Source organism: Pseudonocardia sp. McavD-2-B, from assembly GCF_024124365.1.
GTDB classification, from domain to species: Bacteria; Actinomycetota; Actinomycetes; order Mycobacteriales; family Pseudonocardiaceae; genus Pseudonocardia; species Pseudonocardia alni.
On record NZ_JAMXSG010000002.1, the window covers coordinates 23,054 to 41,298 of the forward strand.

Annotated in this window: 13 protein-coding genes and 1 pseudogene; 12 read left to right on the top strand and 2 right to left on the bottom strand. The window is 71.2% G+C overall.

The window, feature by feature from the left end:
- The first annotated feature begins 1 nt into the window (after nucleotide 1).
- The 11 genes and pseudogenes from NH602_RS00730 to rplL all read left to right on the top strand — a co-directional run bounded on the left by NH602_RS00730 (nucleotide 2) and on the right by rplL (nucleotide 11,490).
- Entirely contained in the window at nucleotides 2–844 is an 843-nt protein-coding gene (locus tag NH602_RS00730) for an ABC transporter permease (RefSeq protein ID WP_161152754.1), read from the top strand.
- A complete protein-coding gene (locus tag NH602_RS00735) occupies nucleotides 841–2,292 on the top strand; it encodes an MCE family protein (protein ID WP_253066724.1) in 1,452 nt (483 codons plus the stop codon). Before NH602_RS00730 ends, NH602_RS00735 begins: the two co-directional genes overlap by 4 nt.
- Nucleotides 2,289–3,308: pseudogene (locus NH602_RS00740) on the top strand (MCE family protein); the annotation flags it as partial. The gene NH602_RS00735 and the pseudogene NH602_RS00740, both read left to right, overlap by 4 nt.
- A 230-nt stretch (nucleotides 3,309–3,538) precedes the next feature.
- On the top strand, nucleotides 3,539–4,504 hold the full coding sequence (locus NH602_RS00745) for an MCE family protein (RefSeq protein WP_179761804.1): 966 nt from the start codon (nucleotides 3,539–3,541) through the stop codon (nucleotides 4,502–4,504).
- The gene (locus NH602_RS00750) at nucleotides 4,504–5,898 is read left to right on the top strand and encodes an MCE family protein (RefSeq protein WP_179761805.1); all 1,395 of its coding nucleotides are present in this window, start codon (nucleotides 4,504–4,506) and stop codon (nucleotides 5,896–5,898) included. The genes NH602_RS00745 and NH602_RS00750 overlap by 1 nt, the downstream gene beginning before the upstream one ends.
- Complete coding sequence (locus NH602_RS00755; RefSeq protein WP_179761806.1) at nucleotides 5,895–7,208, top strand: MCE family protein; 1,314 nt, start codon at nucleotides 5,895–5,897, stop codon at nucleotides 7,206–7,208. Before NH602_RS00750 ends, NH602_RS00755 begins: the two co-directional genes overlap by 4 nt.
- Nucleotides 7,205–8,497 (top strand): MCE family protein, encoded by a 1,293-nt coding sequence (locus tag NH602_RS00760; RefSeq protein ID WP_253066725.1) that lies wholly within the window; start codon nucleotides 7,205–7,207, stop codon nucleotides 8,495–8,497. Before NH602_RS00755 ends, NH602_RS00760 begins: the two co-directional genes overlap by 4 nt.
- 190 nt (nucleotides 8,498–8,687) lie before the next feature.
- Nucleotides 8,688–9,311, top strand: coding sequence for a hypothetical protein (locus tag NH602_RS00765; RefSeq protein WP_253066726.1), 624 nt, complete (start codon nucleotides 8,688–8,690; stop codon nucleotides 9,309–9,311).
- Nucleotides 9,312–9,390: 79 nt separating this feature from the next.
- Complete coding sequence (locus NH602_RS00770) at nucleotides 9,391–10,182, top strand: nuclear transport factor 2 family protein (protein WP_179761809.1); 792 nt, start codon at nucleotides 9,391–9,393, stop codon at nucleotides 10,180–10,182.
- Nucleotides 10,183–10,491: 309 nt separating this feature from the next.
- Nucleotides 10,492–11,058, top strand: a complete 567-nt coding sequence (rplJ, locus tag NH602_RS00775; protein WP_020622230.1) for a 50S ribosomal protein L10 — start codon at nucleotides 10,492–10,494, stop codon at nucleotides 11,056–11,058.
- Between the two features lie 42 nt (nucleotides 11,059–11,100).
- Complete coding sequence (gene rplL, locus NH602_RS00780) at nucleotides 11,101–11,490, top strand: 50S ribosomal protein L7/L12 (protein ID WP_062397856.1); 390 nt, start codon at nucleotides 11,101–11,103, stop codon at nucleotides 11,488–11,490.
- A gap of 67 nt (nucleotides 11,491–11,557) precedes the next feature.
- Here the strand turns inward: rplL and NH602_RS00785 are convergent, their stop codons facing one another.
- Nucleotides 11,558–13,240 (bottom strand): AMP-binding protein, encoded by a 1,683-nt coding sequence (locus NH602_RS00785; RefSeq protein WP_253066727.1) that lies wholly within the window; start codon nucleotides 13,238–13,240, stop codon nucleotides 11,558–11,560.
- The gene (locus NH602_RS00790) at nucleotides 13,240–14,190 is read right to left on the bottom strand and encodes a cyclase family protein (RefSeq protein WP_253066728.1); all 951 of its coding nucleotides are present in this window, start codon (nucleotides 14,188–14,190) and stop codon (nucleotides 13,240–13,242) included. The genes NH602_RS00785 and NH602_RS00790 overlap by 1 nt, the downstream gene beginning before the upstream one ends.
- Before the next feature lie 536 nt (nucleotides 14,191–14,726).
- Between NH602_RS00790 and NH602_RS00795 the strand changes: the two genes are divergently transcribed.
- Nucleotides 14,727–18,236 (top strand): DNA-directed RNA polymerase subunit beta, encoded by a 3,510-nt coding sequence (locus tag NH602_RS00795; RefSeq protein WP_253066729.1) that lies wholly within the window; start codon nucleotides 14,727–14,729, stop codon nucleotides 18,234–18,236.
- Nucleotides 18,237–18,245: the final 9 nt, after the last annotated feature.

The window sequence follows — 18,245 nt, forward strand, 5'->3', positions numbered from 1 at the left end:
CATGGCCACCCCACTCGGAACGCGGGCCCGACGGGCCGCCCAGGCGCCGCTGAACCAGCTCGAGGAGCTCGGCGACCAGCTGTCGCTCTACGTCCGGTCGATCCTCTGGATCCCGAAGACGCTGACCCGGTACAAGAAGGAGGTCGCCCGGCTGCTCGCCGAGGTCTCCTTCGGCTCCGGCGCGCTGATCGTCATCCTCGGCACCGTCGGCGTGATGGCGTCGCTGTCGCTGTTCGTCGGCTCGCTGGTCGGCCTGCAGGGCTTCCGGGCCCTGGACGCCCTGGGCGTCGAGGCGCTGACCGGCTTCATCACCGCCTACTTCAACACCCGCTCGATCGCCCCCCTGGTCGCCGCCTCGGCGCTGACCGCGACCCTCGGCGCGGGGTTCACCGCCCAGCTCGGCGCGATGCGGATCTCCGAGGAGATCGACGCCCTCGAGGTCATGGCCGTGCCCTCGGTGCCCTACCTGGTCACCACCCGGGTGGTCGCGGGCATCGTCGCGATCATCCCGATCTACACGCTCGGCCTGCTCGCCAGCTACGCCGCCTCGCGGATCAACGTCACGCTGATCAACGGCCTGCCGGGCGGCACCTACGACCACTACTTCGACCTGTTCCTGCCGGTCAGTGACGTACTGCTGTCCTATCTCAAAGTGATCGTGTTCGCGACGGTGATCATCCTGATCCACTGCCACTACGGCTACTCCGCCAAGGGCGGCCCCGCCGGCGTCGGCGTCGCGGTCGGTCGCGCGGTGCGGCTGTCGATCGTGAGCACCGCCATCCTGGACTTCTTCCTGACGCTGGTCATGTTCGGCACCTCGACCTCGGTGCGGGTGGCCGGATGAGGTCCCCGAAGCGAGTGCTGCAGGGCCTGGCCTTCGTCACGGTCATCGTCGTCCTGCTCGGGCTGGCCGTCGCCCAGTACGTCGGCGCCTTCTCCTCCGGTGTCCCGGTGACCCTGAACGTCGCCCGGGTCGGCACCCAGATGCAGGAGCGCTCCGACGTCAAGGTCAACGGCCTGATCGTCGGGCAGGTCGACCAGGTCGTCTCGAACGGCACGGACACCAGCATCGAGATGTCGATGGACCCGCAGTTCCTCGACCAGATCCCGGAGAACGTCACCGCCCAGCTGCTGCCCAAGACGCTGTTCGGCGAGAAGTTCGTGTCGCTGGTCCCGCCGGCCGCGCCGTCGACGGCCCGGCTGGCCGCGGGCGACGTCATCCCCGAGGACCGCAGCCAGGCCGCGCTGGAGGTCGAGCGGGTGCTCGACGAGCTGCTGCCGCTGCTGCAGACCGTCCGTCCGCAGGACCTGGCGACCACGCTCGGCTCGCTCTCCCAGGCCCTGCAGGGCCGGGGCAACCAGCTCGGGGAGACCCTGACCCAGCTGAACACGCTGGTCGAGGGCCTGAACCCGGCCGTGCCGGACCTGCAGGAGGACATCCGCCAGCTGGCGACCTTCTCCGACAACCTGAACCAGGCCGCGCCCGACCTGCTCGACGCGCTCGACAACCTCACGGTCACCAGCCGCACCGTCGTCGAGAAGCGCGAGGGTCTGCGGAACCTCTACCGCTCCATCACCGGTGCCTCGGACGACCTGCGGGCCTTCCTCGACGCGAACGGCGAGAACATCATCGGGCTCTCCGCCGCGAGCCGGCCGACGCTGGAGACCCTGGCCCGGTACTCGCCGGAGTTCCCCTGCCTGACCCGCCAGCTCGTCGAGCTGATCCCGAAGATCAACGACGCGTTCCGGCCGGGCACCGACCGGGTGGGCGTCAACATCACCCTCGAGATCGTGGCGAGCAAGGGCAAGTACCTGCCGAACCAGGACGAGCCCGAGTACGGCGACGACCGCGGTCCGCGCTGCTACCCGATCCCGGTCCCGACCGGCACCCAGTACCCGCCGGACGGCCCGTTCCGGGACGGCTCCGTCCCGGGCCCGGCCCCGGCCGGGCAGCCGATGGGCAACCCCGAGGACTTCGGGGTCGACACCTTCGGCACCTACGACGGCACCGACAGCTTCGGTCTCATCCAGGACCAGAGCGCGGAGAACGGCGCGGGCGTGCTCCCCCCGCTGACCACCGCGCTCGGTCAGGCGGGCATCCAGCCGTCGTCCTACGACGGGACGCACCAGAGCGGCTCGGTCGACATGGGCGTCGCGAACTCCGCCGGTGAGCAGGACGTCGTCGCGCAGCTGCTGGCCGCCCAGCAGGGCGGCTCCCCGCAGGCCGTGCCGGCCTGGAGCAGCACGATGGTCGGCCCGCTCCTGCGCGGCACGGAGGTGACGCTGACGTGAGCAGGCTCCCGATCTCGGCGCTGGTCAAGTTCCTGGTCTTCGCGCTGGTCACGGCGCTGGGCACGACGCTGCTCGGCCTGACCATCGCGAACGCCCGGGGCGGTCAGGTCACCGAGTACACCGCCCGGTTCAGCGACGCGACCGGTCTGCTGGCCGGCGACGACGTCCGCATCGCCGGCGTCGTCGTCGGATCGATCAAGGACGTCCGCATCGTCGACCAGCGGGTCGCCGAGGTGGCGTTCGACGTCGACTCGTCGAACCCGCTGCCGTCGACGGTCGGCGCGACCCTGAAGTACAAGAACCTCATCGGCCAGCGGTACATGGCGCTGGACCAGGGCGCGGGCCCGACCGGGGAGGACCTCCCCGCCGGCGGTCAGATCCCGATCGACCGGACCCGCCCCGCGGTCAACCTGACCGTGCTGTTCAACGGCTTCCAGCCGCTGTTCCAGGGCCTGGACCCGGACCAGATCAACAAGCTGTCGATGGAGATCGTCCAGGTCCTGCAGGGCGAGGGCGGCACGGTGCAGAGCCTGCTGGCCTCGACGTCGTCGCTGACCAACTCGATCGCCGACCGCGACCAGGTCATCGGCCAGGTCATCGACAACCTGAACCTGACCCTCGACACCGTCAACCGCAACGACGAGGGCCTCAACGAGCTGATCAGCTCGCTGCAGGCGCTGGTGTCCGGGCTGGCCCAGGACCGCGAGCCCATCGGCAACGCGATCCAGTCCATCGGCGAGCTGACCCAGGTCACGGGGTCGTTCCTGGAGGACGCCCGCCCGCCGCTGCGCGACGACATCCGCAACCTCGGCGACCTCGCGACCCAGCTCGACCAGGGCCGCCCCGCGATCGAGCGGTTCCTGCAGTACACGCCGTTCAAGCTGAACCGGATCGCCCGCGTCGGCTCGTACGGCAGCTGGTTCAACTTCTACCTCTGCGGCCTCGACGGCCAGATCGGCATCTCGCCGATCCTGCAGCCGACCTCGCTGGAGGACCTGGGCATCGGCCCGATCAGCAACCCCGAGCGGCGCTGCGGCCCGGACCCGTCCGGGATCGGGGCCGGCAACACCGTCCCGACCGACGGTTCGCAGCCCGGCGACCCCGCGGACAACCGCGCCGAGGACAACCCGTTGATGCGTGAGCCGACCACCGAGTCGGTCGGCGGCCTGCTGGACCAGGCGGCCGGCCGTGGCCCGGTCGACTCGAGCAGCGACCCGACCGCAGCGCTGCAGCCGGGAGGCAACTGATGGCACAGGCAGGGCAGAAGCGCCCCGTCCTGACGGCGGTGATCGGACTCGTGCTGATCGCGGCGCTGACACTGGCCGCGTTCAACTACGAGGCGATCTTCTCCGGGGCCACCCGCTACACCGCGGAGTTCCCCGAGGCGGCGGGCCTGCAGGCCAACGACCGCGTCACCGTGGCCGGGGTCGAGGCGGGCCGGGTGCAGGACGTCTCCCTCGACGGCGACCACGTGAAGGTCGAGTTCACCGTCGAGGACGCCTGGGTCGGCAACCGGACCACGGCGTCGATCGAGATCGCCACGCTGCTGGGGTCGAAGTTCCTCGCCCTCGACCCGCGCGGCGACGCCGAGCAGGACCCCGACCAGCCGATCGGCCGGGACCGGACCAAGTCCCCGTTCGACGTCGTCGACGCCTTCAACGGCCTCTCCGGCACGATCGACCAGCTCGACACCACGCAGCTCGCGTCGAGCCTGACCACGCTCTCGGACACCTTCCGCGACACCCCGCCGGAGATCCGCGGGGCCCTCGATGGGCTGTCCCGCCTGTCGAACACGATCTCCAGCCGGGACGCCGAGCTGAAGAAGCTGCTCGCCAACACCCGGCAGCTGTCGACCACGCTGGCCGACCGCCGCGGCGACGTCGTGAAGCTGGTGAACGACGGCAACCTGCTGCTCGGTGAGCTGCAGCGGCGCAAGGACGCGATCGCGAACCTGCTCGACGGCGTGCAGCGCCTGTCGATCCAGCTGCGCGGACTCGTCGCCGACAACCAGGCGCAGCTGCGCCCGGCCCTGGAGACCCTCGACCGCGTGCTGGCGGTACTCGAGGAGAACCGCGACAACCTCGGCGAGATCCTCGACAAGGAAGCGGTGTTCGTCCGCGTGTTCGGCAACGTCCTCGGCAACGGCCGTTGGCTCGACAACTACCTGTGCGGCCTGCTGCCGCCGGTCGTGCCGCTCGGGGGTGACTGCTGATGGGGTCCTGGGCCAACGACCGGCGCCAGATCCAGTTCGGTGCCCTGATCGCCGTCGTCGCCGTCCTGGTGGCGAGCGCGATCTGGCTGATCACCTCCGGCGGCGGCCGTCCGGTCACCGCCTACTTCACCAGCTCCGCCGCGCTGTTCCAGGACAACGACGTGCGGGTGCTCGGCGTCCCGGTCGGCAAGATCGACCGGATCACGCCCGAGGGGGACCGGGTGCGGGTCGACATGACCATCACCGACGACGAGGTGCGCCTGCCCGCCGACGTCAAGGCCGCCGTCGTCTCGCCGAGCCTGGTCACCGGCCGCTACGTGCAGCTGACCCCGGTGTGGACCGGCGGCCCGGAGTGGAACGGCGAGCCGATCCCGCTGGAGCGCACCGCGTTCCCGCTCGGTGTCGACGACCTCACCCGGACCGCGACCGAGCTCTCCCGGGCGCTGGGCCCGCAGGGAGCGAACAAGGACGGCGCGCTCAACGACGTCCTGGACGTCACCGCACAGAACCTCGACGGCAACGGGCGCGCACTCAACGACACCATCCGCAACCTCGGTGGGCTCTCGGCGACGCTGAACGGGTCCAGCGGCGACCTGTTCGGCACCATCACCGAGCTGCAGAAGTTCGTCGGGACGCTGCGCGAGAACGACCCCGGCATCCGCGAGCTCAACGGGAAGCTGGCCGACGTGACCGGCTTCCTCGCGAGCCAGCGTGGCGAGCTCGGTGGCGCGCTGAACCAGCTGTCCTTCGCGCTCGGCGAGGTCGCCGACTTCGTGCAGGACAACCGTTCGACGCTGCGGTCGAACGTGGACAAGCTCGCGAGCGTCTCGCAGGAGGTCGTCGACCACCAGCGGGCGCTGTCCGAGATCGCCGACGTGGCCCCGGCCGCGCTGGGCAACCTCACCAACATCTACAACGGCTCGTCGGAGACCCTCGACACCCGGGCCAACATCAACGAGCTGGCCTACCCGCTGCCGGTCGCGATCTGCGAGATCCTCCGCCGCGGCGCGGGTGCGATCCCGGGTGGCCTGGACCAGCCCACCGCCGCGCTCTGCGACGGCCTGGCCCCGATCCTCGACGGCGCGGTGCCGCTGCCGACCCCGCAGCAGGTGCTCGAGCAGCTCCAGGCCGGCGGCTCCGGGGTCAACCCGGCGGTGCCCCAGCTGATGCCGGGCTCGCCGCTGTCGCTGACCGACCCGGGCTCGCAGCTGCGCGCCCCGGCCGACCCGCAGGCTCCCGCCCCCGGTGGGCAGCCCGCACCGGGCGCCACCGGCGCCCCGGCCACCCCGGCGCCGTCGACGACGACGGCCCCGCAGGCCACTCCCACCCCGGTCCCCGAGACCGAGGAGCGCGGGGGCGGCGGACTGTTCGGCCTGTTCGGAGGTGGATCGTGATCGGCTCCAGCGGCCGTGTCGGCCGGGTGTCGGCGCTGCTGACCGCCGTGGCCCTGTTCGCGGGCGGCTGCGGCGCGGTGGACGGCGGCCTCCGGGGCATCCCGCTGCCCGGTGGCGCGAACCTGGGCGACGACCCGTACTCGGTGCAGATCGAGTTCGCCGACGTCGTCGACCTCGTCCCGCAGTCGATCGTGCGCGTCGGTGACGTGCCGGTCGGCGCGGTCGAGACCGTCGCCGTCGAGCCGGGGTCGTGGAACGCGCTGGTCACCGTCGCGGTGAACCGCGACGTCACGCTCCCGGCCAACGCCACCGCGCGGGTCCGCACGACCTCGCTGCTCGGTGAGAAGTTCGTCGAGCTGTCCCAGCCGACCGTCCCCGCCGAGGGCGACCTCGCCCGGAGCGGGAGGATCGGACTGCAGGCCAGCGGGCGCGCGGCCGAGGTCGAGGAGGTCCTCGGGGCCCTGTCGCTGCTGCTCAACGGCGGCGGCGTGGCCCAGATCCGGACCATCTCCACCGAGCTGAACAACGCACTGTCCGGTCGCGAGCCGCAGATCCGCGGTCTGCTGGACAACCTGGACCGGCTCGTCGGCTCGCTCGACAGCTCCAAGGACGACATCAACCGCGCCCTCGACGGCCTCAACCGGCTCTCGGCCACCCTCGCCGAGCGTCGCCCGCAGATCGAGAACGCCCTGCAGAACATCAGCCCCGGCCTGCGTGAGCTCGAGTCCCAGCGCACCCAGCTCGTCGGCATGCTGCAGGCCCTCGACCGGCTGTCCGGCGTCGCCACCAACGTGGTCAACCGGTCCCGCGACGACCTGCTGGCCGACCTGGAGGCGCTGCGCCCGGTGCTGCGGAACCTGGCCGACTCCGGCCAGAACCTGCCGGACTCGCTGCAGCTGCTGCTGTCGATCCCGTTCACCGATGCGGCCACCGACGCCGTCGCCGGTGACTACGCCAACCTGTACGTGGACCTGGACCTGGACCTCGGTTCGGTCCTGCGCAACATCCTGAACTCCAACCAGCTCGGGCTGCCGCTCGACCCGACGCAGCTGGCCCAGCTGCCGCCCACCGCGCAGCTGCTGACGCCGCTGCTCGGCGCCACCCCGCGGCAGCCGGACCCGGCGGTCCCCGGTGCGCCCGCGCTGCCGCTGCTCGGGACCGAGCAGCCCACCACCGCGCCGGCGCCGCCCGCCTCGGGCACCGCGCCGGCCACCCCGGCACCGTCGGCGACCCCGGCACCGAGCCCGACGCCGGAGCAGGGCTCCGGTGGCGGCGGCCTGCTCGGCGGACTCTTCGGAGGCGGATCGTGATCACCAAGACCGTCCGCTGGCAGCTGACCGCGCTGGTGCTCGTCACCATCGTGGCGGTCGGCTACGCGGGCTTCCGCTACGCCGGTCTCGACCGCGTCTTCGGGGCGACGACGTACCCGGTCACGGTGGAGCTCGCCGACTCCGGCGGGATCTTCAGCGGCGCCGACGTCACCTACCGCGGCGTGAGTGTCGGCCGGGTCGGGCCGCTGTCGCTGACCGCCCGCGGCGTCGACGTCCAGCTCGACATCGAGAACTCCGCGCCGGCCATCCCGGCCGACGCCCGGGCCGTCGTCGGGAACCTCTCGCCGATCGGTGAGCAGTACGTCGACCTCCAGCCGGTGGCCGACGGCGGCGAGGCGCTCGCCTCCGGCTCGGTCATCCCGCAGGACCGCACCCGGACCCCGGTCCAGATCAACACCTTCCTGACCGAGCTGGACCAGCTCGTGTCGACGGTGCCGAAGGACTCGCTGCAGACGGTCGTCCGTGAGCTCGGCCAGGGCTTCGAGGGCACCGCGCAGCCGCTGCAGCAGCTGCTCGACACCACCGGGGAGTTCACCCGGGCCGCCACCGACGCGCTGCCGCAGACGACCGCGCTGATCCGCGACGCCCGCCCGGTGCTCACCACGCAGAACGAGGTGGCCCCGCAGTTCCAGGAGTTCAGCCGCGGCCTGCGCGAGGTCACCGAGCAGCTCAAGCAGTCCGACCCGGACCTGCGCCGGATCATCGACGACGGCCCCCGCCTGGGCGACCAGGTCAGCGGCCTGCTGCGGGAGAGCGGCCCCGGGCTCGGCGAGTCGATCGCGAACCTGCGGACGGTGACCGAGCTGCTGGCCCCGCGCCAGGCGGGTCTGCGCCAGCTGCTCGTGACCTACCCCGGCCTGGTGGCCGTCGCGCCGAAGGTCGTGCCCGGCGACGGGACCGCGCACCTCGGCCTGGTCGTCAACATCGCCGACCCGCCGGTCTGCACCCGGGGCTACGAGGGCACGCCCAACCGCGGTGGCCTCGACGTCTCCGAGCGACCGGTGAACGAGGACGCCCGCTGCACCGAGCCCCCCGGAAGCCCCACCAACGTGCGCGGAATGCAGAATGTGCCGAGGCCCCAGCCGCTCGAGGTGCCGGACTACTCCGGCAACTCGGGGTTCGGCGGCCACGGTGACGGTCACCACGGCGGCGACACCGCCGACGGACCGGCCCCGCGGCCGAACGCCGGGTCGCTCGGCGACGACCGTGTCGAGCGGGTCGCGACGCCGGGCCTGGTGACGAGCTTCGCCCAGATCCTGGGCGGTTGAGCACGACGGTCGCGCCCCGTCCGGGGCGTGACCGGCACGACGGCCGGGCCACACCCGGGCCCGGCCGGCACGACGACCGCGGGGGACCGCCGTCCGCCGGACGGCGCGGACCCCCACGGCCGGCCCACGGCCGCCCGGTGCGGTCGCCGAGCGGCTGTGCCCCCGCAGCCGGGAGGAGGAACGCTCCCCGATGAACACCGACGTTGCCGGCTCCGACGCCGACACGAAGGCCGACCCGACGGCCGACACTCCCGACGGTGCCGCGCCCGTGGAGCCTGCCACCGGTCCGGACGGCGGCCAGGCCCCGCCCGGACCGCTCGCCAGGGCCCTGCCCGTGGCCGCCGTCGTCGCGGCGGTGCTCGCGCTCGTGCTGGGCGGCCTGTGGCTGTTCGCGCTGAACAGCGACGCCACCCAGGTCGCCCAGGCCCGAGACGAGGCGCTCCGTGACGCCCGCCAGGCCGTGATCAACCTGAACACCCTGGACCACAGGGACGCCCAGAAGGGCCTGGACCTGTGGATCCAGTCCTCGTCCGGGTCGGTCCGCGACGAGTTCGTGTCCAACCGCGACGCCTACGCCAAGCTCGTCACCGACCAGAAGCGCACCACCGCCGCGACCGTCACCGACGCCGCGGTGACCGAGGTCGACCCGCGCGCCGGGACCGCCCGGGTGCTCGCCGGTGTCGACGTGACCGTCACGCCCGAGGGCGGTCAGCCCGCCGTGACCCGCCAGCGCATCGAGCTCGGCATGGTCCGCACCGACGACGGCTGGAAGGTCGACGCACTGGAGCCGCTGGTCACCCCGGGTACGGGCTGACCCTCCGGCCCGACCCCCGGCCCCCGGCGGTGCCCCGCACCGCCCCGCTCCCAGGTCGACCACCCCAGGAGGTCACCGCATGTCCACCCCCCGCCGCCGCCCTGCGGGCGGCATCCGTAGGCCCCAGGTCGCGGGCCGCCCGCGCACCCGCGCCGACGAGCCCGACGAGGAGGAGACCGGCACCGGCGGTGTCGCCCTCGACGAGCGCTCCGGTGACGCGGTCCCGTCCGCCGCACCGGTCCGCTCCGGCGACGCCGGGCGCACCGACGCCCCCGGGACCGACGCCCCCGGCACCGACGCCGACGCCGACCCGGCCGACGCCGACGGCGCCCCGCGTCGGTCGTTGCTGGCCGCCCCGACGACCCGGCGCGCGACCGGCCTGCTGCTCGCCGTCACGGTGCTGCTCGTCGCGGCCGCCGCGTTCTTCGGCGCCGAGTGGTACCGCACGACCTTCACCGGGTCGGCGTCCAACACCGCGCTCACCGACGTCGGCACCACCGCGCAGGTCAGCGAGCAGGTCGGTGAGGCGATCACGAAGGTCTACTCCTTCGACTACGCCCGCCTCCAGCAGGCCGAGGACGACGCCCGCGGCGTCATCACCCCGGGCTTCCAGCCGGAGTTCGACAAGATCTTCGGCAGCGTGAAGGACCTCGCCCCGCAGCAGAAGGCCGTGGTCACCGCGACGATCCCGAAGCTCGCCGTGGCGAGCATCGACGGCGACCGCGCGACCGTCTACGCCTTCGTCAACCAGGTCATCCGCCGTCAGGCCGACGGCGGCGCCCCGCAGGAGGGTGCCGCGGCGGCCCGGCTGCGGGTCGACGCCCAGTTCGTCGACGGCCGCTGGAAGATCTCCGCGATGACGCCGGCCTGAGCAGGCCCACCCCGCCGTACCCCCGGGTGAACCGGGGGTACGGCGAGGAGCTACAGTTACTCCCGATCCACCGAAGACCGCAGGTCCGCGTCCTTCCCGAAGGGCGTACGAAGGTTCCGGGAACGTCCGGACGGCCCGCGCAGGAGGACGAGGCGACACCGGGCGCGCGAGCGCCCCACGAACTTCCGACGCCCCGTGCTGCTGCGCACGGGGCGTTCGTCGTCTCCGGGGTCGGAGTGGGAACTGCGTCGGTGGCACCCCCAAGCACGTCCCACGTGCACGAGACCGACCCCCGAGAGGAGGGCAGCGATGGCAGCACCTGAGAAGGTCGCAGCGGTCGAGGAGATCACCAACCGCTTCCGCGAGTCGGACGCCTCGGTCGTGACCGAGTACCGCGGGCTCAGCGTCGCCAAGCTGACCCAGCTGCGCCGGGACCTGGGTTCGGACGCGAACTTCCGCGTCGCGAAGAACACCCTGGTCAAGCGTGCGGCGGCGGAGGCCGGGGTCCAGGGCCTGGACGACCTGCTCGCCGGCCCGACGGCCATCACCTTCATCAAGGGTGAGCCCGTCGAGGCCGCGAAGGCGATCAAGCAGTTCGCGAAGGACAACCCCGGTCTGACGATCAAGGGCGGGTACATGGACGGGCGCGCCCTGTCCACCGCCGAGGTCGAGCAGCTGGCGGACCTCGAGACCCGCGAGGTCCTGCTGGCCAAGCTGGCCGGCGCGATGAAGGCCAACCTGTCCAAGGCCGCCGGGCTGTTCAACGCCCCGGCCTCGCAGGTCGCCCGCCTCGCGCAGGCGCTGGCCGACAAGAAGGCCGAGTCCGGCGAGTCCGCCGCCCCGGCCGAGGCCGACGGCGACTCCGCCGAGAGCTGACCACCACCCCCATCTGTCTTTCGTAGAGAAAGGACCGCCACCATGGCGAAGCTGTCCACCGACGAGCTGCTCGACGCCTTCAAGGAGCTCACCCTGCTCGAGCTCTCGGACTTCGTGAAGAAGTTCGAGGAGACCTTCGAGGTCACCGCGGCCGCCCCGGTCGCCGTCGCCGCCGCGGGTGCCCCCGCCGCCGGTGCCGCCCCCGCCGAGGAGGAGAAGGACGAGTTCGACGTCGTCCTCGAGGCCGCCGGTGACAAGAAGATCCAGGTCATCAAGGTCGTCCGTGAGGTCGTCTCGGGCCTGGGCCTGAAGGAGGCGAAGGACCTCGTCGAGTCCGCGCCGAAGCCGCTGCTCGAGGGTGTCGCCAAGGAGGCCGCCGAGGCCGCCAAGACGAAGCTCGAGGAGGCCGGCGCCAAGGTCTCGCTCAAGTGACCTGAGCACCGCTCGCACGACGGGGCGCCGACCCACCGGGTCGGCGCCCCGTCGTCGTCTCCACCGGTCAGGTCTGCTCGCGGGCCCGCAGCTCGCGGCGCAGCACCTTGCCCGTGACGGTCTTGGGCACCTCGTCGAGCAGCTCCACCTGCCGCGGGTACTTGTAGGCCGCCATCCGCTCCCTGGTGAACGCGATCAGCTCCTCCGGGGTGGCCGAGGCACCGGCCCGCAGTGACACGAACGCCTTGACCGTCTCGCCCCGGTACTCGTCGGCGACGCCGACCACCGCGGCCTCCCGCACCGCGGGGTGCTCGTAGAGCACGTCCTCCACCTCGCGCGGCCACACCTTGTAGCCACCCGCGTTGATCTGGTCCTTCTTGCGGTCGACGATGTAGAACCAGCCGTCGGCGTCCATGTAGCCGACGTCCCCCGTTCTGAGTTCGGGCTGCGCGAGTTCCCCGGTGGGGAACGCGTGGGCCGTCTCCTCGGGCTTGCCCCAGTAGCCCGCGACGACCTGCGGCCCGGACGTGCAGATCTCCCCGATCTCGCCGGGCGGGAGCTCCCCGCCGTCGTCGTCGAGGATGCGCACGACGGTGCCGTAGATCGGGACGCCCACCGACAGCGCCCCGGACGCGGAGTCCACCGGCCCCTGGGTGCCGATCGGCGTCGCGTGCGACGGCGAGGTGGTCTCGGTCAGCCCGTAGATGTTGTGGATCCACAGCCCGAACGCCTCGTGGAACGCGGTGACCGTCGACGGCGGGATCGGCGCCCCGCCCGAGCAGATCGTGCGCAGCGACGCGAGCGCCTCCCGGTCGGCGTTCGGGGCGTTCATCAGCGCGATGAACACGGTGATCGCCCCGACGGTCAGGGTCGGCCGGTGCTCCCGGATGACGTCGACGCCCAGCGACGGCTCGAACCGGTGGAACAGCACCAGCGGCGCGGCCAGGTACTGGGCGAGGGTCACGTGCGCGATCAGCCCGGTGATGTGGAACAGCGGGGCGATGCCGAGGACGACCTCGTCGTCGCCGAGGCCGCACCAGGTGGCGTAGGCCTGGCTGGTGAAGACGACGTTGCCGTGGGTGTTCATCGCGCCCTTGGGCGGCCCGGTGGTCCCCGAGGTGTAGGTGAGGAACGCCGTGTCGCCGGCGGCGAACGACACCGGCGGGGGAGTGCTGCCCCGGTGCGTCCCCAGGAACGCGCCGAGGTCGGTGACGTCGTCGCCGGACAGGTCCGGCCGCGCGGTCCCGGGGAGGGCACGCGGGTCGTCACGGGTCTGGAACTCGCGTTCGGAGGTGGTGAGCACGGTGCGCACACCCGGCTGCCCGGCCAGCACGGTCCGCGCGACGCCGTCGTAGAGCGACTCCAGACACACCAGCACCGACGACCCGGAGTCGCGCAGCAGCAGCTCCAGCTCCCGCTCCCGGTTCATCGGGTTGACCGACACCGCGACGCCGCCGGCCTTCCAGGTGCCGACCAGGCCGAGGACGAACTGCGGCACGTTCTGCAGATACATCGCGACGCGCTCGCCCGCGGTGAACCCGCCGGCGAGCAGCCCGGCGGCGAAGGCGTCGGTGAGCTCGTCGAGCTCGCGGTAGGTGAGCGCGCCGTCGAAGTAGCGGATCGCGTCGCCGTCGGGGTTCCGCGCCACCGCGGCGCGGAACATCGACAGCGCGTCCGGGAAGTCCGGGGTGATGTCGTGCGGCTGGCCCTCGGCGTAGCGGGCCAGCCAGGGGCGGTCGGCGTAGGACATCAGCGGATCACGATCGGGTTCACCGGTGCCCCCGTGCCGTTGACGACCTTGAGCGGGGCCGCGGCGTAGAGGAAGCTCCACCGTCCGTCGGCGGCGCAGGCCTCGGCGAGGTCGTCGAGCCAGGCGATCTCGGTGAGGGCGACGCCGAGGTTGCGCATCAGCGCGCAGTGCAGCGGGAGCGCGACGCCGGTGTGCGGCTCGCTGGTCACCTCGTTGGCGATCGTGTCGGTGACGAGATTCGGGATCTCCTTGCGCTGGAACCACTCCACGAGCTCGCGTGAGTAGGTGAGCCCGGGCTCGGTGAAGTCGGTGTAGAAGGTGGCCGGGTCGTTGAGCTCGTACCAGTACTTCATCCATCCGGTGCGGATGACGAGCACGTCGTGCGGCTCGATCGTGACGCCCTGTGCCTGCGCGGCCGCCTCGAGGTCGGTGTGGTCGAAGGTCTCGCCCTTGTCCAGCCACTCCTTGCCGCGGTGCCGGGCCATGTCGACGAGCACGCCCCGCCCGACGACGCCCTTCTCCGCGATCGGCAGCACCGAGGCCCGGTCCATCGCGTCGACGGTGGAGCGCGCGTCGTAGCCGTTCCAGAGCTTGCCGTCGTACCAGACGTGGCCGAGCGCGTCGTACTGCGTGGAGCCCTGCAGGAAGATGAGGGCGGTGTCGTCGGCGTAGTGCAGACCGCCGGGGAACTGCGGTGCGTCGGCCGAGTCCCAGGTGCCCTCGTCCATGACGTTCTGGCGCTTGATGCCCTCGCGGCCCGGCCACAGCGGGTCGCCCGGCGCCTCTGTGCGTCCCATGTGGATCTGCAGGGTGAACACCTCGCCGGAACGGACGTGCTGCACGCCCCGCAGGACCTCGCCCGCGTCCAGGTAGTTCAGGCAACCCAGCTCGTCGTCGGGACCCCACTTGCCCCAGTTGCTGGGGGCGTCGTCACCGAGGAGCTCGCGCATGGGAGGAGTGCTGTCGGACATCGTCGTCCTTTCGTCGCCGCCGGCCGTCACCGACCTGTGACCGATCGTTGGCGCCCCGACGACACCGTGTCAACCGTCACGCGGAGCGACCTGGACGGGCGTCGGTGGACCGGTCGTCCCGGCAGGATGACCGCTCGTCGACGAAGTGGGACTTGACTCGGTGCGGCGTGCAGGTCACTCTTGGGCAACGGTGGTTGCCTGGATGCTGGAATCGGCGACCTGTCTCGACAGCTGCGCTCGCAGCGTCTATAGTCATTCTTTGCGCTGTCTGCGTCCAGACTCACGCGCTCATGACCGGGGAAGACTTCCGGACCGATCCGTCGGCCGCCGGAGAGGGTTCGGCGGACATGGGTGCGGGGGTTCGTTCGTCCGTCAGCGCCCGACAACAGACGGCGTGCGACGTGGCCGGCTACCGGCTTCTCGATCCGGGGGGACCCCGATCGGATCGAGGGAGACGGTAGCGCCCGCCACCGGCGCACGCCAGACGAGAAGCGCAGTTCTCGGAAGGACGCATCTTGGCTGTCTCCCGCGCCGCCGCGACCACCTCGACCCTCTCCGCTTCGGCGAACCCGAACTACCCCGGCGCACCCACCCGGGTCACCTTCGCGAAGATCGCCCAGCCGTTGGAGGTCCCCGACCTTCTCGACCTGCAGATCCAGTCGTACGAGTGGCTGGTCGGCAGCGAGGCCTGGTTCCAGCGCCGGATCGAGGCCGGTGACGATCTCCCGGTGAGCGGTCTGGAGGAGATCCTCACCGAGATCTCGCCGATCGAGGACTTCTCGGGCTCGATGTCGCTGTCCTTCTCCGACCCTCGCTTCGACGAGGTCAAGGCCTCCGTCGAGGAGTGCCGGGACAAGGACATGACCTACGGTGCCCCGCTGTTCGTGACGGCGGAGTTCACGAACAACACCACCGGTGAGATCAAGTCCCAGACGGTCTTCATGGGCGAGTTCCCCGTGATGACCGACCAGGGCACTTTCATCATCAACGGCACCGAGCGCGTCGTCGTGTCGCAGCTCGTCCGTTCGCCGGGTGTCTACTTCGACCACGCGATCGACAAGACGACCGAGAAGGACGTCTACTCGGTCAAGATCATCCCGAGCCGGGGTGCGTGGCTGGAGTTCGACGTCGACAAGCGCGACACCGTCGGTGTCCGCATCGACCGCAAGCGCCGTCAGCCGGTCACCGTGCTGCTGAAGGCCCTGGGGTGGACCGCCGAGCAGATCGGTGAGCGTTTCGGGTTCTCCGAGACGATCATGACGACGCTCGAGAAGGACAACACCGCGGGCCAGGACGAGGCGCTGCTCGACATCTACCGCAAGCTGCGCCCCGGCGAGCCGCCGACGCGCGAGTCGGCCCAGGCGCTCCTGGAGAACCTGTTCTTCAAGGACAAGCGCTACGACATGGCCAAGGTCGGTCGCTACAAGGCCAACAAGAAGCTCGGCCTCGACATCGACAACTCGGTCGGCACGCTGACCGAGGAGGATGTCGCCACCACCATCGAGTACCTCGTCCGGCTGCACGCCGGCGAGACCACGATGGCCGTGGGCTCCGGTGACTCCGCGCGGGAGATCCCGGTCGAGACCGACGACATCGACCACTTCGGCAACCGGCGCCTGCGCACCGTCGGCGAGCTGATCCAGAACCAGGTCCGGGTCGGTCTGTCCCGCACCGAGCGGGTCGTCCGCGAGCGGATGACCACCCAGGACGTCGAGGCCATCACGCCGCAGACCCTGATCAACACCCGGCCGATCACGGCCGCGATCCGGGAGTTCTTCGGCACCTCGCAGCTGTCGCAGTTCATGGACCAGCACAACCCGCTGGCCGGACTGACCCACAAGCGCCGCCTGTCGGCGCTCGGCCCGGGCGGTCTGTCCCGTGAGCGTGCCGGCATGGAGGTCCGCGACGTCCACCCGTCGCACTACGGCCGCATGTGCCCGATCGAGACCCCGGAGGGTCCGAACATCGGTCTGATCGGCTCGCTGGCGTCCTTCGCGCGGGTCAACCCGTTCGGCTTCATCGAGACGCCGTACCGCAAGGTCGTCGAGGGTGTCGTCACCTCCCAGATCGACTACCTGACCGCTGACGAGGAGGACCGCTTCGTCGTCGCCCAGGCGAACGCCCGCCTCAACGAGGACGGCTCGTTCGCCGAGGACCGGATCCTGGTCCGCCGCAAGGGCGGCGAGGTCGACCTGATCTCGCCCTCGGGCGTCGAGTACATCGACGTCTCGCCGCGCCAGATGGTGTCGGTCGCGACGGCGATGATCCCGTTCCTCGAGCACGACGACGCGAACCGCGCGCTGATGGGCGCGAACATGCAGCGCCAGTCGGTGCCGCTGCTGCGCTCGGAGTCGCCGCTGGTCGGCACCGGTATGGAGCTGCGTGCCGCCGTCGACGCCGGTGACGTCGTCACCGCCGAGTCCGCCGGTGTCGTCGAGGAGCTGTGCGCCGACTACATCACCGTCATGGACGACGAGGGGCAGCGTCAGACCTACCGTCTGAACAAGTTCCGCCGGTCGAACCAGGGCACCTGCAACAACCAGAAGCCCATCGTCGACGAGGGGCAGCGGGTCGAGGTGGGCCAGGTGCTCGCCGACGGTCCCTGCACCGAGAACGGTGAGATGGCGCTGGGCAAGAACCTGCTCGTGGCGATCATGCCGTGGGAGGGCCACAACTACGAGGACGCGATCATCCTGTCGCAGCGCCTCGTGCAGGACGACGTGCTCACCTCGATCCACATCGAGGAGCACGAGATCGACGCGCGCGACACGAAGCTGGGCGCCGAGGAGATCACCCGGGACATCCCGAACGTCTCCGAGGACGTGCTGGCCGACCTCGACGAGCGCGGCATCATCCGGATCGGCGCCGAGGTCCAGCCCGGCGACATCCTGGTCGGCAAGGTCACGCCCAAGGGCGAGACCGAGCTGACCCCGGAGGAGCGCCTGCTCCGCGCGATCTTCGGTGAGAAGGCGCGCGAGGTCCGCGACACCTCGCTGAAGGTCCCCCACGGCGAGAACGGCAAGGTCATCGGCATCCGGGTCTTCTCCCGCGACGACGACGACGAGCTGGCCCCGGGCGTCAACGAGCTGGTCCGCGTCTACGTGGCCCAGAAGCGCAAGATCTCCGACGGCGACAAGCTCGCCGGCCGGCACGGCAACAAGGGCGTCATCGGCAAGATCCTCCCGCAGGAGGACATGCCGTTCCTCCCGGACGGCACGCCGGTCGACATCATCCTGAACACCCACGGTGTGCCGCGTCGTATGAACATCGGCCAGATCCTGGAGACCCACCTCGGGTGGATCGCCAAGTCCGGCTGGGAGATCGAGGGCACGCCCGAGTGGGCGGCGCAGATGCCCGAGGAGCTCTACTCGGTGCCCGCCGACACGAACACCGCGACGCCGGTGTTCGACGGTGCGCGCGAGCACGAGATCACGGGGCTGCTGGGCTCGACCCGCCCCAACCGGGACGGCGAGCGGATGGTCGGTCCGGACGGCAAGGCGCAGCTGCTCGACGGCCGCTCCGGTGAGCCGTACCCGTTCCCGGTCGCGGTCGGCTACATGTACATCCTGAAGCTGGCCCACCTGGTGGACGACAAGATCCACGCCCGGTCGACCGGCCCCTACTCGATGATCACCCAGCAGCCGCTGGGCGGTAAGGCGCAGTTCGGTGGCCAGCGCTTCGGTGAGATGGAGTGCTGGGCGATGCAGGCGTACGGCGCCGCCTACACCCTGCAGGAGCTGCTGACGATCAAGTCCGACGACGTCGTGGGCCGCGTGAAGGTCTACGAGGCGATCGTCAAGGGCGAGAACATCCCGGAGCCGGGGATCCCCGAGTCGTTCAAGGTGCTCCTCAAGGAGCTGCAGTCGCTCTGCCTGAACGTCGAGGTGCTCTCCAGCGACGGTGCGGCGATCGAGATGCGGGACGCCGACGACGAGGACCTCGAGCGCGCCGCGGCGAACCTGGGCATCAACCTGTCCAGCCGCCCGGGCTCGGAGTCGATGACCGTCGACGACGTCGTCAACTGACCCCCGTCC